The organism is Arthrobacter sp. HY1533, from assembly GCF_027568515.1.
Taxonomy (GTDB): Bacteria; Actinomycetota; Actinomycetes; order Actinomycetales; family Micrococcaceae; genus Specibacter.
In genome coordinates, this window is the sequence record NZ_JANKZF010000039.1 from 1 (window position 1) to 15318 (window position 15318).

Annotated in this window: 11 protein-coding genes and 1 pseudogene; 7 read left to right on the forward strand and 5 right to left on the reverse strand. The window is 64.2% G+C overall.

Annotated features, from left to right (window positions below):
* The 5 genes and pseudogenes from PCK14_RS18115 to PCK14_RS18135 all read left to right on the forward strand — a co-directional run bounded on the left by PCK14_RS18115 (position 1) and on the right by PCK14_RS18135 (position 6366).
* Positions 1-888: pseudogene (locus PCK14_RS18115) on the forward strand (carbohydrate ABC transporter permease).
* Complete coding sequence (locus PCK14_RS18120; RefSeq protein WP_269939919.1) at positions 888-1721, forward strand: carbohydrate ABC transporter permease; 834 nt, start codon at positions 888-890, stop codon at positions 1719-1721. The pseudogene PCK14_RS18115 and the gene PCK14_RS18120 overlap by 1 nt, the downstream one beginning before the upstream one ends.
* Positions 1722-1748: 27 nt before the next feature.
* Positions 1749-4253, forward strand: coding sequence for a glycoside hydrolase family 38 C-terminal domain-containing protein (locus tag PCK14_RS18125; protein ID WP_269939920.1), 2505 nt, complete (start codon positions 1749-1751; stop codon positions 4251-4253).
* Between the two features lie 15 nt (positions 4254-4268).
* Entirely contained in the window at positions 4269-5477 is a 1209-nt protein-coding gene (locus tag PCK14_RS18130) for an enolase C-terminal domain-like protein (protein ID WP_269939921.1), read from the forward strand.
* 121 nt (positions 5478-5598) lie between these two features.
* The gene (locus PCK14_RS18135) at positions 5599-6366 is read left to right on the forward strand and encodes an SDR family NAD(P)-dependent oxidoreductase (protein WP_269939922.1); all 768 of its coding nucleotides are present in this window, start codon (positions 5599-5601) and stop codon (positions 6364-6366) included.
* A 50-nt stretch (positions 6367-6416) separates the two neighbouring features.
* Here the strand turns inward: PCK14_RS18135 and PCK14_RS18140 are convergent, their stop codons facing one another.
* From PCK14_RS18140 to PCK14_RS18150, 3 genes are all read right to left on the reverse strand, one after another.
* Positions 6417-6716, reverse strand: coding sequence for a hypothetical protein (locus PCK14_RS18140; RefSeq protein ID WP_269939923.1), 300 nt, complete (start codon positions 6714-6716; stop codon positions 6417-6419).
* 118 nt (positions 6717-6834) lie between these two features.
* Positions 6835-7080 carry a response regulator transcription factor gene (locus tag PCK14_RS18145; protein ID WP_269939924.1) on the reverse strand — a complete coding sequence of 82 codons (246 nt, stop codon included), beginning with the start codon at positions 7078-7080 and terminating at the stop codon, positions 6835-6837.
* On the reverse strand, positions 7035-7205 hold the full coding sequence (locus tag PCK14_RS18150; RefSeq protein WP_269939943.1) for a hypothetical protein: 171 nt from the start codon (positions 7203-7205) through the stop codon (positions 7035-7037). The genes PCK14_RS18145 and PCK14_RS18150 overlap by 46 nt, the downstream gene beginning before the upstream one ends.
* A 418-nt stretch (positions 7206-7623) precedes the next feature.
* On the opposite strand from PCK14_RS18150, the gene PCK14_RS18155 reads away from it, so the two are divergent.
* On the forward strand, positions 7624-8508 hold the full coding sequence (locus PCK14_RS18155; RefSeq protein ID WP_269939925.1) for a hypothetical protein: 885 nt from the start codon (positions 7624-7626) through the stop codon (positions 8506-8508).
* A 173-nt stretch (positions 8509-8681) separates the two neighbouring features.
* On the opposite strand, the gene PCK14_RS18160 is transcribed toward PCK14_RS18155, so the two are convergent.
* On the reverse strand, positions 8682-12224 hold the full coding sequence (locus tag PCK14_RS18160) for a carbohydrate-binding protein (protein ID WP_269939926.1): 3543 nt from the start codon (positions 12222-12224) through the stop codon (positions 8682-8684).
* Positions 12225-12546: 322 nt separating this feature from the next.
* On the opposite strand from PCK14_RS18160, the gene PCK14_RS18165 reads away from it, so the two are divergent.
* Entirely contained in the window at positions 12547-12885 is a 339-nt protein-coding gene (locus PCK14_RS18165) for a hypothetical protein (RefSeq protein WP_269939927.1), read from the forward strand.
* 285 nt (positions 12886-13170) lie between these two features.
* Here PCK14_RS18165 and PCK14_RS18170 read toward each other — a convergent pair whose 3' ends face one another.
* Complete coding sequence (locus PCK14_RS18170) at positions 13171-15318, reverse strand: DUF5054 domain-containing protein (protein WP_269939928.1); 2148 nt, start codon at positions 15316-15318, stop codon at positions 13171-13173.

The following is a 15318-nucleotide window of genomic DNA, read 5'->3' on the forward strand; positions in this document are numbered from 1 at the left end:
ATGAGTCCGCCACGGCGGGGGAGCGGCATCAAGCGGCCCAAGGCCTGGCCGTTCGCGCTGCCTGCCTTCATTGCCCTTGTGCTGGTTCTGCTCTTCCCGCTCATCTACAACGTTTGGATCAGCCTTCACGTCGACCAGTTGAGCGAACGCGACGGAGAATTTGTCTGGTTCGAGAACTACATCAAGGTCCTTCAGAACGGTGCGCTGCTGGCAACACTGGGGCGCACGCTGGCTTTCACCCTTGGTTCATTGGTGCTCCAATTCATCGTTGGCCTGGGCACGGCACTGGCCCTCGAAGCGTTTCCCAAGGCTTCAAGGATCATTCGCCCGCTCTTGCTGACGCCGTGGGTCATGCCGGGTGTGGCTGTTGCCGCCATCTGGCTGGCCATCCTGAATCCGCTTTCCGGCCTTGCCAACCTCCTGTTGGGAATGGTTGGCCCGGATCCTGTGCAGTGGCTGTCCACGCCATTTTTGGCCATGATGAGCCTCATCGTCGTCAATACGTGGAAATCAGTGCCTTACTGGATGCTGATGTTGTCCGCCGGCATCAAGACAGTGCCCAAGGAAGCAATCGAGGCAGCAAAAGTTGATGGGGCTCCTTATTGACGGATTGTGTGGCACATTGTGCTGCCAGCCATTCGCCCGGTGCTGGGCACCACCACGCTGCTGGCCTTCATCTGGACCTTCAACTACTTCGACCTGGCGTACCTGCTCACGAATGGCGGGCCTGGTTCGTCCACCACGACGCTGCCCTTCGCCATTTGGGAGTCGGCGCTGAAGTTCAACAGATTTGACCAGGCGGCGGCCTACTCGGTGCTGTCCATCGCACTGACAGGCATTGCCATCGGCTTCTACCTGCGGGCCACGAGAAAGCATGAGGCATCGTAATGTCAGCCATCGTACGCATCCGCCGGTTCCCCTGGCTGGGAGCTGTTGTCCTTGGCCTGGTGCTGATCGGGACCCTGTTGCCTGTCTATTGGATGGTGGCCTCCTCGTTCAAGACGTCCGCGGAACTGAGCCGCATCCCTGCCACTTTGTGGCCGGAATCCCTGAGCCTTGAACAATTCACCAAGGTCTTTGAAGAGGGTTCCCTGGTGCCTGCGACAATCCAGTCGATCACCATCGCCATTTTCACCACATTCTTTGTGGTGATCTTTGGAAGCGCGGCAGCCTACGCTGTCACGCACTTGCGGTTCCGCTGGACCAAGTCGCTGCTCTCCCTGAGCTTGGTGACCCAGCTTCTTCCGCAGGCGGCAACCCTGGTCCCGATCTTCATCCTGTGGACCAAGCTCGGCTTGGTGAACACGCTCCCGGGCATTGTCCTGATCTACGTTGCCTTCCAACTGCCCGTGGCGGTCTGGATCATTTCAGGCCACTTTTCCGCCATACCCCGGGAGGTCCTGGAAGCCGCCAACGTGGACGGCAGCGGAACAGTGCGAACCCTGGTTCGAATTGTCATGCCGATGGCCTCACCCGGGATTGCCGCCGTGGCCATCTGGTGCGTCATCGGTTGCTGGAGTGAACTTCTCTTTGCGCTCGTGCTCTTGAGCGGGGAAAACAAGACCGTTCCGGTCTCACTGGCGGGGCTCATCGGAGAACACAGCACCGACCAGGGGCTGCTGTTGGCTGCCGCGACGCTTGCCGCGCTTCCGCCCCTCATCCTCTTCTTCTTCCTGCAAAAATACTTCACCAATGGCTTGGCTGGCGCGGTCAAAGGCTGACCCGCACCCATCGAAAGGAATTGCTCCGTGACAACTGAGCGCAACGTCGTCATCATCCCCACCTCCCACCTCGACTTGTTCTGGCTGGGCGACTACCGCAATTGCCTCGAACGCGGTGAAGAGGTCATCCGCGACTACCTGGACCGCGCCATCGAATCCGGTGATGAAACGTTTGTCATCGACACCACCATCTTTGCCGAGTACTTCCTCGCCCAGAACCCCGAGTACGAAGGCCCCATCCGCAAGCTCATCGAGGAAGGCCGGCTGGAGATAGGCGCCGCTTACATCGATCGCTGGGAGAACCTGGTGCTGGGCGAGTCGATCATCCGCAACATCCAGATTGGTCGGGCGTGGGGCAGGGACAGGCTCGGGATCGACATCAAGCTTGCCGCGCATCCTGACTTGCCGGGGCTGAACGCCCAGACCGGGCAAATCTACGCCCAGGCCGGCATTGACTACTACGTCACCAGCCGGAAGCTGTTCCAGGAGGGCCGGGTGTGGCGCCACCGGGCCCCGGATGGGACTGCGATGACCATGCTGACGTGGCCCGAGCACTATGTCTTCATTCCACTACTTGACACCGGCCTTCACCACGAGGCCGATGGTGTCTGGTTCCCGCCCGAAACCCAGCTGTCCTACGACGACGTCGCGGGCCGGTACCCGCATGGCACGATTGCCGTGTCAGGATCGGCCGGCGACCTTACCAAGTCCAGCGATTTCACCGAACGCTATGGCCAGGACCTCCGTGACTACGTGGCGAAGTACCGCTCCGAGGACCCGGACCTCACCATTGGCTATGCCATTCCGGCAACGGTGCTCGCGCCCTACCTGAACACTGACACCGAACTTGCCGAAGTGTCCGGTTCCATTCCCAGTGTCTGGGGTGTGGCCCCCGATGAGGAGATGCGCTTCTTCCACCGGGTCCGCGCACTCGAGGCCCTGCTTCTGGATGCCGAGACAGCCAGTGCCATCGGCATTGCCGCCGGACGGGCTGCCCTGCCTGATTCTTCGGGCAACTGGCGCGGACTGTTCGCCGAGGACGCCTACTTTGCCAGCGACGACACCCCGCCCGAGGGCAAGGAATGGGAGTGGCTGTGGCGGATGCACGTCTTCACCCAGGACCACAACGGCGGCGGGCAGGACGGTCCGCTGTCCATCTTCCAGAAGAAGGTCCGGCACGACCGCATGAAGGGCTATGCCCTGGAAGTCGTTGACCACGCATTGGGCGGCGGTGACGCCCAGCAGCCCGGTATTCTGCGCACCAGGCTCGGCCGTTCGGCAACCGAGCTCCTGCTGGATGCGGACACCACCGCGGCCCTTCAGCCGTGGCTGGAAAACCTCCCGGCGGGCACCTGGCAGCCCCTTGCAGAGCATGAGGGAAGCCCGACGGCGGCACTGAACCTGGTGCCGGCGCACGGAGTCAGCACCAGCCCATTGCAGGTCTCTGAGGTTCTCGGCGCAATAAGCTGCGACGATGCCGAGCAAGCCATTGGCATTCAAACAGAGCACCTTCAGGTCAGCGTTGACCGCGCCACCGGCACTGTCACCATTACCGAAAAGGCCACTGGCGCCCAGTGGCCGGTTCCGGTTGGGGCCGCCTATGCCGTGCCGGAACTCGGCAATGACGTCACACTGAAAACTGACGAAGACGGCCGTGTTGACGCGAGTGTTGAAAGCGTTGAACTCCAAGATGGCGGGCCGGTGCTGGCCCGCGTGCGGATTCGCTGGAGCCTCCTGGAGGTCGTGTGGACAACCACTGTCCGTGTCTGGGGCGCAAGCCCGCGCGTGGACATCGACACCCAGGTTGACTGGCCAGGTTTTGAGAAGTGGCAGATCCGCATGCCGATGGCCGCCGTCGGACGGGCCGCCGTCACGCATGGGACACCCTTCCACGCTTCCGGGTGGCTCGATGTTCCAGTGGAACAGCAGTCCCGGATGCCTGATGAAATCTCGCAGGAGAACATCGACGCCTATCGCGAGATTCAGCACTGGGCGCACCTTCGTTCGGAGACTGCCGATTCGGGCCTGGGCATCATCACCACACACCCCGCGTTCCGCCACGACGGGGACGCCCTGGAAGCGGTGCTGCTGCGCACCGCTCCTTCCTGCGGGGATCCCCGCATGGCATGGACAAACCCCGGCCGGACCGTGTGGAACTTCTCCTTTATTCCGACGCCGGCCGACTGGCAGGGCGCCGACATGCCCGAACTGGCGGACATGTCCTGGCGTTCGCCCCGGGTGGTTGTGGGCGGCGGGCAGTCCGCTCTGGAACTGCTGAACAACACAGGAGACGATGTGCGGCTTTCGGCGCTGTTCGCCGAGGGGAACAACATCTCCGCACGGCTGGTGAACCAGTCAGGGCGTGAGCGCACAGTGCGGTTGAGGGGCGCCGCCGTCGGAGCTTCCGCCGAGCTGGTGGACCTTGACGGCAAGGTCCAGTCCAGCATCGACACGGTCGACGGCGAAATCACCCTCACCTTGCCGGCCTGGCGCATCCAGACCATCAGCCTCGGCGCCCCCGGCAACCGATAAATCGAAAGTGGAAACGTGAAAAAATTGGTAATTGAACGCGTCGAAGCGTTCGAGGTCACCCTGCCCATCGAGGCCCCCATCCGGCACTCCTACGGAGTGCACGAGGCCTTCACCCGCACCATCGTCAAGGTCCACACCTCCGACGGGCTCGTAGGCCTCGCCGAGACCGCTGCCAGCGCCGAGGAAGTGGAGCGTTCCGGCGCCGTCATCCTCGGCCTGAGCGCCCTGGAAACCGGTGTCATCCGCATGCGGATCACCGAACGCTTCTACTGGAGCAAGAATCCCCTGGTCGCGGCTGCCCTGGAGATGGCGTGCGTGGACATTGTTGGCAAGGCATTGGACGTCCCCGCCCACCAGGTGCTGGGCGGTGCTGTGCGCGACCACATCGACCTGGCAGCCTACTGCTTCTACCGCTACGAGTCGGCAACACACGCTGCCGTCACGACCCCCGACGACATGGCCAGGCACGCCGCGGACCTGGTGCAGCGCTACGGCTTCGGAACGGTGAAGCTCAAGGCCGGTGTGTTTGAGCCCGCCGTCGAGATTGAAACGCTCCGGGCCATCCGGGACTTGCTTCCCGGCGTCAAGTTGCGCATTGACCCCAACGCCGCATGGGCCCCTGCGACAGCAATGGGTCTGCTGGGCCCGTTGGCGGAGATCGGCCTGGAATACCTCGAAGACCCAGTGGCCGGCCAAGCAGGGATGGCCGAGGTGCGCTCCAAGACCTCCATCCCGCTGTCCACCAACATGTGCGTGGTCAACTTTGAGGACATCCCCGGCGCCATGGCGCTGGGCAGCGTTGATGTGATCCTCTCGGACCCCTGGTACTGGGGCGGCCCGCTGCAGACCAAGACCCTGGCCGACATCTGCAAGGTCCAGGGCATTGGCATGGGCATGCACTCCGGCATTGAGCTGGGGATCGGAATGGCGGTCATGGCACACACAGGGGTGACCATTCCCCAGCTAACCCTTGCCGTGGACGCCCACCACCACCACCTGACCGACGACGTCATTGCCGGACCGCGCCTGCTCCCGGCAGGCGACGGGCGCCTGGCGCCCCCGCCCGGGCCGGGATGGGGTGTGGAACTGGACGAGGAGAAGGTGGGCCAGTACCGCGAACTGCACGACAGCGGACAATTCGCCAATCTCTACGTTGCGGGGGACTCCGGCAACGGGGCCGACCGCTTCCGGCCCGGCTGGAATCCGGTCATGCCCTCCTGGTGACACCACGTGCCACGGCCGGGGCCGTCATCGTCGAATGCGGCGGTGACGGCCCCGGCGTCGTCCAGTCCTGGAACCACCCTCGGGACTTCCCTGTGCATTTACTACGAAAGTTTAGACAACCATGAACCATGAATCCCTGCCGTTGGCAGGCAAACGTGCCCTCATCACGGGCAGCAGCAACGGCATCGGCGAAGCAATCGCGCGGGCATTCGCAGCGGCCGGAGCCATGTGCATCATTCACGGGCGCGACCGGGAAAAAGTTGAACGAGTGGCCATGGATGTTGGCGGTGAATCGGTGCTCGGGGACCTGGCCGAACGTGGCAGCCCTGCACGCATCGTTGCGGAACTCGCTGCCCGAGGCGGCCTGGATATTCTTGTCAACAATGCAGGCTTCGAGGAGCATTCGACAGTGGCAGACCTTGCCGCCGACGACTACGCACGAGTGCTGGAGGTGAACCTGGTGGCGCCGGCCGCTTTGATGAGTTTGTGCCTGCCCCTGCTGCGCCGAGGCACCGATCCATCGATCATCAACATCACCTCCATCCACGAGACCGTCCCCGTCAGCGGCAATGGAGCGTATGCCTCCGCCAAGGCCGGGCTGGCGTCACTGACCCGCACCGCCGCCGTCGAACTTGGTCCTGAGGGGATACGGGTGAACACCATCGCCCCCGGAGCCATCAAGACGGAGATGAACCGTGAGCTGATCGAGGCCGTGGGGGCGGAGAAGTTCGAGCAGTGGATCCCCATGGGCCGTGTCGGAGTGCCGGAGGAGGTGGCGGACGTTGCCGTCTTCCTGGCAAGCCGCGCGGCACGCTACATCACCGGCAGTTCAATGGTGGTCGACGGCGGCTACTCAAACCACCTCGTCAGGTATGGCGAACCGCGGTAATCCCAGACACGGCTCTTGAATTCCAGGTGTCTGAAGCGACGTGCTGTGTGTCAGGAACAGGTCAGGGTCAGGCCATTCCACTGGTGGACGCCTGGCCCCAGCTCCCCGCACTGGCTATTGATCACGGTGAGACCAATCAAGGTTGCAACGCCCAGGACCACAAAGAGCACAGCCCCGACGACGATGGCAGCCACGGCCCAGCCATTCTTGGCACCTGCCCTGCGGGAGATGGCAAGGGCGATGATGCCCAGGATCAGTCCAACAATGTTCAACAGGATGGCCAGGATCAGCGCCGTGATGCCCAGGCCGCGTCCCTTGTGGTTTGCGGCTGTGGTTTGAATGTTGTTCATGGCTCTTTCCTGGAGGTGGAAGGGTGCTGGTGGAGCTGCTCGGTTTCAACACAATAACCCAAGGCGCGGTATACAAGCAGTGCGCCTCGCGCACACCGCGATGGTCCGTCAGTGTCCATCACTGGTGTTCGAGCCAGATGAGAATTGCCTTGACCCGGCGGTTGTCCTCGCCGGGCGGCATGCCGAGCTTCAGAAACACGTTGGCCACGTGTTTGCTGACCGCGGCGTTGGAAAGGTACAGCGCATCGGCGATGTCCTTGATTGATTCCCCTTCGGCCATCATGGTGAGGACTTGGGCCTCCCGGGCAGTCAGACGGCTCAGCGGCCCGGTGGGGGAGTCCGGTTTGGTGACGTGTCGAACCACGTCTGGGTCGACGACGACGCCACCGCCTGCAGGTCGATGGCTGCACGCAAACCATCGTCGGTGTTTCCCGGAGGCATGCGTACATCGGTGATCACCAGATCCGGCAGCTGCGCTTTGCGGGCCATGGCATCAACCGTGGAAACAAGGGAGTGCGCGTCTGTGCATTCGCGTACCACTTCGGCTCGGCGGGGGCGGTTATCTCCACCGTGGTGCCAATGCCCCGCGGGCTGATGACCTTGAGGTCGCCGCCGATGCTTCGCATCCGTTCGCGGAGTCCCAGGAGTCCGGTGCCTGTGCCCTTGCCGAGTTCCACGCCGCCGGTGCCGTACGGGCTCGATGGCCGGGTCGTGGTATTCTGCTACGAGCCGCGCCGGTCGCTGGATCGTTCGCCCCGAAACCTCGCACTTCTCGCAGCGGGACTATCCGAGCTCGATCGTGGAGTTCGTGCGGGTCTGACGCGCTGGCCCGTGTATTTTGCGTCTCTCGCGAGCCTGCGAGAATTGATGTTTGCTCGTTGAAAGATCCTCGGAGGAGAGCTCAATCGTGACTGGTGAAATCCGTGTTCGGCAGGGTATTGGCGGACTGACCGAGGTCGTCCTGGAGTCGGATGCTCTGCAGGTCGTCGTTCTTCCGTGGCGTGGCGGCGACATCAACCGGTTCTACTCACGCGCGCTCGATCTGGATGTTTTCTATCGCGACAGTGGCGAGATCTCGCGCTTCGAAGCAGATCGTCGGCAGCGGCGCGAAGATCCGTCGGAGTATGCCTTCGCCGGGCTTCTCACGATGTATCCGAACGCCGGCGACGCGTCGCAGCGGGGCGAGCACAATTATGTGTTCCACGGAGACGCTCGCAGGGTCCCCTGGGACTACGAGATCGTCGAGGGCGATTCACCCGAGCTTCACCTGCGGGGTGCGAGCGTCGGAGCGCCGTTTGCCATCGAGCGGACCATGCGGTTTGGCGCTGACCCCAGCGTTCTCGAAGTGACCGATGTGCTGTCCCGAACGGATGACGGCGCCGAGGCGTTGCCCTGTGGCTACGGGATTCATCCCTACTTCGGGCCTTCAACTCTGGCTCCGGGGACAAGGCTCTTCGTCGGTGATCGGCTCGTGGCGACACTCGGCGATGACGAGGCGTTCCCCCAACGGCTCGACTGCGTTGAACTGTCGTCTTCGCCTTCATCGGTCACCGTCGAGAGCCCTGCCAGCGGCACCCGATTCTCTTTGGAGTTCGAATCCCCGATCCTCGACCACGTGTGGGTCTGGCTCACTGCCGAATGGGAGAACGGCCGCGGCATCGGCGCCCTGATTCCATCCTCCGTGCACGGTACGGAGGGCGTCGCGGGCGCGGAGCGGGATGGCCTGGCGCATTGGCTGAACGCGGGAGAGTCCGTGAACGTGACCTGGTCGATGCAGGTCGCGCCGCTGTAGGCGGTACAGATCCGACCGCCCGTGCGCGGTCATCCGTGGCAACGATGACCTGACCAGGCGCGAGGTGGCCAACATGGAGAATGCCCGCGGAACGCTCGTGGACACGCGAAGGGGGTGCTGATCCGTGTGGATCAGCACCCCCTTGCGTCAGAGCTGCCTGGCGGCGTCTATGATCACTTCTGCAACGACAACGTGAACGACTGCACGTTGAAGTTGTTGTTGTCGGCGATGCGCAGCGTGATGGTGTGCATGCCTTCGGTCAGCGACACGGTATCCGTCGCCGTGCCCCAGTTGGTCCAGCCGCCGGTCAGTGGCAGCACGGTCTTCGCGACCGGCACACCATCGACCTGCATTTCCAGGGCGTTGTTGGTGAACTTGTTGACAGCGGCCCGGTACGAAAGGTCGTAGACGCCGGTGGCGCCGACGACGACCTTGTAGCTCATCGTGTCGTTCACACTGATGTATCCGATGGCAGAGCCGCCTTCACCCTCGACGGGCTGGATGCCGCCCGTCTTCGAGTCGTAGCTCACCGCCTGGATGGTGCCGGGGATGCTCTGCGCCACGTAGGCCAGCTTCGCGGACTGGAAGTTCCAGCCGCCGGCCGTCGACTGCAGGCGCAGGGTGTGGATGCCGCTGGTGAGCGTCACCACATCGCTGGCGGTGGCCCAGTCCTGCAGGCCGCCGGTGGAATCGAGTGCGGTCTGGCTGGCGGACTTGCCGTCGACCAGAAGCTCGACACCGCCGGTCGCACCGGCATCCACCGCCACGCGGTAGTCGATGCTGTATGCGCCGGTCTTGGCAACGTCGACCACGTACTCGAGGTACGCACCCTCAGCGAGCGGACCTGCGTAGGCGGCGCCATCCGGAGTGGTTCCGGTGGTGACGCCCGACGTCTTGGCGGCGTCGGCTGCGGACAGCGGGGCGTCCAGCGAGAGCGGCACGGGCAGCGTTTCCGCAGCGCCCGGCTTGGTGGCGCTGACGATCCGCACCTGGTCGTAGATTCCATCGCCGAACTCGTCGGCCGATCCCAGCTGCACGCGCTGGAAGCTCGGAGCCTGCACGGTGCCGACTTCGACGCCGTCGATCGACAGCACCGCGGTGCGGCCATCGGAGTAGTCGAAGGTCAGCGTGTGCCAGCCGTACGTGCGCGGAATCTCGGTGACGATCTTCTCGCTGCCGTTCTGGAACACGTAGTCCATGCGGCTCACGCTCGTGTCGATGCCGAGGCCGATCGCGTCGTCCCCGCCGTTGTCGACGCGCACCAGTGATTTCACATTGGCCGAGATCGGAGCACCCGAGTCGTACGGAACCATGCCCGAGCTCTGCCGGTCGAAGATGTCGACCGTGACGGTCTGCTTCTTCAGCGCGGTGCCGAAGTCGCGGAACAGCACGGGCTTCGATCCCGCCGCCTTGTCGCCATCGATGACGAGAGCGCCCTTGCCGATGTCGACGCCGCCCTTGTTCTTGACTGTCACGCCCTCAGAGGTGAACTCGTGCGAGATCGCCGGCTTGATGCCCTCCCAGCGCCACTTCGACGCGTCAAGAGCAGCACCCTCGAACGTGTCCTCGAAGTAGACCTTCTTCGCAGCCTCGACGCCCGGCGCCGACGTGAAGTACGGGTTGGCGTCGTTCGCACCGATGTTGGCGTAGTCCATCTTCGACGGGTCGAAGTCGGCAAGCTGGTTGACGATCCGGCCGTAGTTGATGTTCGTGTTCTCGAACGTGATCTGGTCGCCGTACTGCACGATCGTGTTGACCTCGGCGTTGTACTGCTGCGGGTTGATGCCCTGGAAGTTCTTGACCACTACGCCGGCCGCGCCGACGTCCAGGTTCATGCTGTTCGGCGGGATGCCGTCCATCGTCGGTGTGGAGCCGATCTTGTCGATGACGATCTGGTCGAAGGTGTTGGGCTTGTGCTGCTTGGCCCGGAACAGGTCGAAGGTGAAGATCGCACCGTCGTCGGCGCCGTCGTTCTCGGCGTCGTGGATGTACAGGTGGCTGAACGTGTTGTGGTGCGCGTACAGATCCGTCATGCGGTTGTAGTCACCGTCACCGGTCGGCCCGGGGCCCGACGTGCGGCCGTACCCGCCCATGAGCAGCAATGCACGGCGCGGGCTGTTGTAGATCTCGGAGTGCGAGACGGTGTTGTAGCTGGCGTTGTTGATCGAGACGCCTGCGGTCTGCCCGACGAGCTGACCGATGTCGTGGATGATTGTGTTGGTCACCGTGTTGTTGTTGCTGTAACCGTTGCCCTCTGCGTCACCGCCGACCCCGGGGAATCCGCCTTCGATGTTGACGCCGCCGTGACCGGTGTTCTCGATCAGGCTGTTGCTGATCATGGTGTGGTCGTTGGCCTCGTACAACTCGATGCCGAACAGCCCGCTGTTCTTGACATGGGCGTTCGTGATCGTGATGTTGTTGGTGTTCTTCAGCGTGATCGAACCGACCTGGAACTCCGGGCGCTCGCTGGTCTCGGCATACGAGGGCAGCGTGATGCCCGGCTCCATCGCGTAGTCGGGGAAGCCCATCGGGCCTCGCGCGTCATGCGCGTTCCAGGCGTAGCTGTAGTACTCCGGGAAGTTCGTGTCCTTGAACGCGAGCCCGTCGAACGTGATGTGCGAGACCTGCTCGGTGCGTGATGCGCCGGTGACGTCGACGATCTTCTCGGTCGTCGGAACAACGACCTCGTGCTTCGCGATGGACCCTGCATCCGCCTGCGGGTAGTAGTAGAGGTATCCGCTGGACTTGTTGTAGTAGTACTCGCCGGGCTCATCCAGCAGACCGATGTTGCCCTGCACGAGGAACCGGGCGCCGCCGCCGTACGAGAAGTGCGGGCGGTTCTTACCGGGCTGGCCGGGGATCTGCACGAACGACAGCTTGCGCGATGCCGCGTCGATCGACCCGATCGGAATGGTCGAGGTCATCCAGTCCCAACCCGCACCATCCCACCCGAAGATCTGCGCGTTCAGGTCGCCACGGTTCTGCGCGTTCACCAGCGCGGTGACCTGGGCCTCGTCGAGCCCGGATGCCGGGTAGTTCAGGCTCGTCAGGTTGCCACCTGTCGAGACCATGTAGTCATTCTGCGCCGAGGTGAAGCGCGGTTCGACCCGGTGCGAAGGAGTGCGTGCCATCGTCGCCCGCTCGTCGTTGACGTAGAGGGTGTTGAAGTCGAGGCCTGCGCCGATCTTGGTCTCGTAGACCTTGCCGACGGCGCTCGTGGGAAGGTCCGCGTCGCCTGCGCCCGGCGTCGTCGGGGAGACCAGCTGCCACTCCGACTTGACCTTGGTGCCGCCGATGAGCTTCGCGGCCCCCGGGCCGTCGCTCGAGCGGTAGACCACCGAGAATCCGTTGGTACCGGAGTCGGCCTGGTCGAATTCGACGGTTTCGGGCGTGTAGTACTCGCCTTTGGTCAAATTGACGACGATGTCGCCGGACATGTCGCCGGCGAGCGCGCGCGCGGCGGTGCGCCCCTTCTCGAGGGTCTTGAACGCGGATCCCCGCGTCAGGCCGGAGTTGCTGTCCTTGCCCTGCGGGGAGACGTAGAACGTCGCCTGCACCGGCGCAGCGGATGACTGCGCGCCGTCTGCCGCGACCGCGGCCGGCGTGCTCACGAGGCAGAGCGCCGCAGTGACTGCCAGGGCGCTCACCCCCGCGACAGATCGCAGACGTCGTCGATGTTCGGGCGGTTGGGGAGACACTTGCGCGGGTGTGCGCATGGGGAACCTTCCTTGGCTGTAGACGCTCAACATTGAGTGCCCACCGACTTCTGGGGGAAGCCGATGTGCGCAGAAGCGATTATCGAAAAAATGTTTCTTAATCAAATCTATGACCCAGTTTGTCTGCCGGGCAACGCAGTGTCAAGGGCCGAAGCAGCAGCAGTCTTACGGGGTTTGTGAGAAGTTCAACCCGATTATTCAAAAGAGTTGCGCTAACCGAGGAATCCGGGGGAGGGGACTCTGCTAGCGACTGAGCTTCGGGCCTCACCTGCCAAGCAGTATGCGACGAGTTGTTTTACGAGGTCGCCGAAAGGGTAGCAGCTTGACGTCGAACTATTACATGCCCCATCTGCTTAATGGCCCCCGACGCACCCACCGTGCGGGCGATCTCCGAGACCGTGAAGCATCCATCGCTGTCGCCACTTGTCGCCGACGCTGCCTGAGCCGTGTAGAGCAGCCGCCGCACGACCGCGACGAGGCCGAGACGCCGTGGGGCTGCACGACGGCGGAGGACGTGCGCGCCTACCTGCCTGACGCCGGCGACGCGTTCGCCGCAGGATATGTGGCAGGGATGCTGTCAGGTGCCACGCAGCAGGAGCGCCTCGTGTCGGGCCACCGCCGCGCCCACCTCGTGCTGCAATCGACCAGCGACCTGCACTGACCGGGCTCGACAGTCAGGCTACTGCGGCGCGACGCCCGCCCGCTTCAGCGAATTGCCGACGGCGATGCCGATGGCCGTCCAGATGACCGGACCCAGCACCAGGCCCTGAACCTCATCCGAGACCACACCAAAACCAGCAGAAAGTAGCCAGACACCCCAAAACAAAGACAGGAAGATCCCCGGAAACCCGGGGATCTTCCTGTCTTAGCCTGCGTAACTTCAGGTTAGGCGGGCGCAATCTCGATGCCCGTGCGAATCACCGGTACAACACCGCCGCTCCATCCGTCACGACCGCCGCAGCGTCGTGACCACCTCGAACCTTGCGTCGTCGTCGAACCACGGCCGGAAGTTCGTATTCCACGCATTGTTGTGCAGCGTGAAAGCGAACCCGCTGCCCGCATCACCCGGGTCGTGGTCGAATTCGAACATGCGCGGTCGGCCGATGCTCAGCACTGGGGCATCCAGCGGCTCGATCTCGATCTCGGTCGTGGCATCCGAGTAGCGGGCCGCCTCGACAGCGTGCCAGGTGCGGCCGCCGTCGTGCACGACATCCATCGGGTCGACCAGCACGCCGCTCTTCTGCAGCCGCCACCTGTTCGGTGTGCGGGTGGCGGGGTCGAAGCGTAGCCATGACGACTCCGGTGCGTAGACGGCATCCTTCTCGCCCATCCACAGCGTGGTGCGCACGGTGGCGGCGTGCCCGGCATCCGCCGTGATCGCGTGCTCGATCACGAGCGAGCGCGGGCCACCCGCGTTCTCGCACGCGTCGTCCGGCAGGCGCAGGCGGCTGCGCACGTGCAGAGAGCCACCCTGCTCCCATGCGACGGTGTCGATCACGGTCGGCAGATGGCGCTGTGTCTGAGGCAGCGGACGCACCAGGTCGAGCCCGGGCTTGCCGAGGTCGGGGAACGCCCAAGTGCCGTTGCGGTAGGGCTCGCGCACGTAGTCGTCCACCCAGCGCTGCACGTCGGCGGCGCCGTAGGTCCAGTACTCGTACGCGCCCAATGCCCGTTCGCCGTCGTCGACGAGCACCTCGACCCCGTCGACCGCAAGGCCCGACAGCGATCCGTCGGTTCCGAGCGCGACCTGCAGCCGCTCGGTCGCGACGCGGCCATCGGATGCCACGGCGTCAGCCGGAACCGCCGGAACTGAGGGGTCCAGGGCATGCCGCGCCTGCTCACGCAGCGCTGCCGGCAGCCCGTCGACGGCGCCCAGCGCGTTCGCGCGCTTCTCCTCGTACGAGGCAATCGCACTCGAGTACCGGTACGGCTCCTCGGACGTCGGCGTCGACCACTTGGTGTACTCCAGCGTCGGGGGGATCGTCTGCGCAATGTCGATCACATCGCGCTCGCGCTGCCCGCGGAACACATCCTTGTCGTACGAGACGTAGTCGGGCATGTAGTGCTTGTGGTCGTAGCCGCAGGTGTGCTCGGCCACCAGCATCAGCTGCTCCGAGAACGCCCGCTCCGCGGGGCCGTCGAGGGCGAGGCTGCCGTCGGCCAGCCAGTCCTGCCGCAGCCGCTCGTAGCGCTTGAGCGCGCTGGTGGCGATCGGGTCTGCGGCCATGCCGTAGATCCACGAGTCGCCGATCTCCTGCGTGACCACCGGCAGAGACGCGCGGGCTTCCCACGCGGCCTGGCCGAAGCCGTTCAGATCGGATGCCACGACTTCAGCACTCGGATACTTCTCGCGCAGCCGCTCCAGCAGCCGCACGACGTTCGCCTCAACCGGCGGGCCCTGGTTGTCGTTCGTGAACGAGAAGAAGAGCCCCTCGGTCGACCCGGGAACGGGCCGCACCGTGGCGGCCTCAGGGTCGGATCCGTACTCGGGGTCGTACGACAGCACGACTTCGCTGCCGTCCGGCGCGCGCCAGACAGCGTGCTCGGGGACGTCGGGAACAGCGGATGCCGGATTCACGCCGATGTGCAGATAGTTCACGCCTGCCGCCGCGAGTGCGGGGACCAGCCCGATGGTGTGCCCGGGGACATCCGTCATCTTCGCCGCCGTGGTCGTGCGCCCGTACTCGGCATCCAACCGCCGCGAGTACGTCATCGCGTGATCGAGCATGCTGCGCGAGAGCAGCTCGGTCTGCGTGGTTACGGGGTACCCGTGCCACGCCACCAGGCCGTCGCGGATCGCGGCATCCAGGTCCGCGCGCTCGGCGTCCGTGCCTTCGCGCAACGCATGCGCAATCAGCCACGACCCAGTCGTCCACACGAACTCCGGCCGACCGTGCTTGTCGGCCATGTCGCGTGCCAACCGGATCGCCCCGGGGATGAACTCCTCGCGGTACCGGCGCAGCACGTTGCGCTCGAGATCGGTGAAGCCCAGGTCGAGGTGCGTCTTGAAGACCACGTGGATCTTCGAAAACTCGGCCTGCGCCTGCTCGCTTGCGGCTTCAGACCCGGCGGGTCGCCACCTGTCAACCAGCAT

Bases quoted from the DNA above. Each gene is read 5' to 3' on its own strand.
- PCK14_RS18120 (WP_269939919.1), top strand. From the start codon at position 888: ATGTCAGCCATCGTACGCATCCGCCGGTTCCCCTGGCTGGGAGCTGTT.
- PCK14_RS18135 (WP_269939922.1), top strand. From the start codon at position 5,599: ATGAACCATGAATCCCTGCCGTTGGCAGGCAAACGTGCCCTCATCACG.
- PCK14_RS18140 (WP_269939923.1), bottom strand. From the start codon at position 6,716: ATGAACAACATTCAAACCACAGCCGCAAACCACAAGGGACGCGGCCTG.
- PCK14_RS18150 (WP_269939943.1), bottom strand. From the start codon at position 7,205: ATGGCCCGCAAAGCGCAGCTGCCGGATCTGGTGATCACCGATGTACGC.
- PCK14_RS18160 (WP_269939926.1), bottom strand. From the start codon at position 12,224: ATGCGCACACCCGCGCAAGTGTCTCCCCAACCGCCCGAACATCGACGA.
- PCK14_RS18170 (WP_269939928.1), bottom strand. From the start codon at position 15,318: ATGCTGGTTGACAGGTGGCGACCCGCCGGGTCTGAAGCCGCAAGCGAG.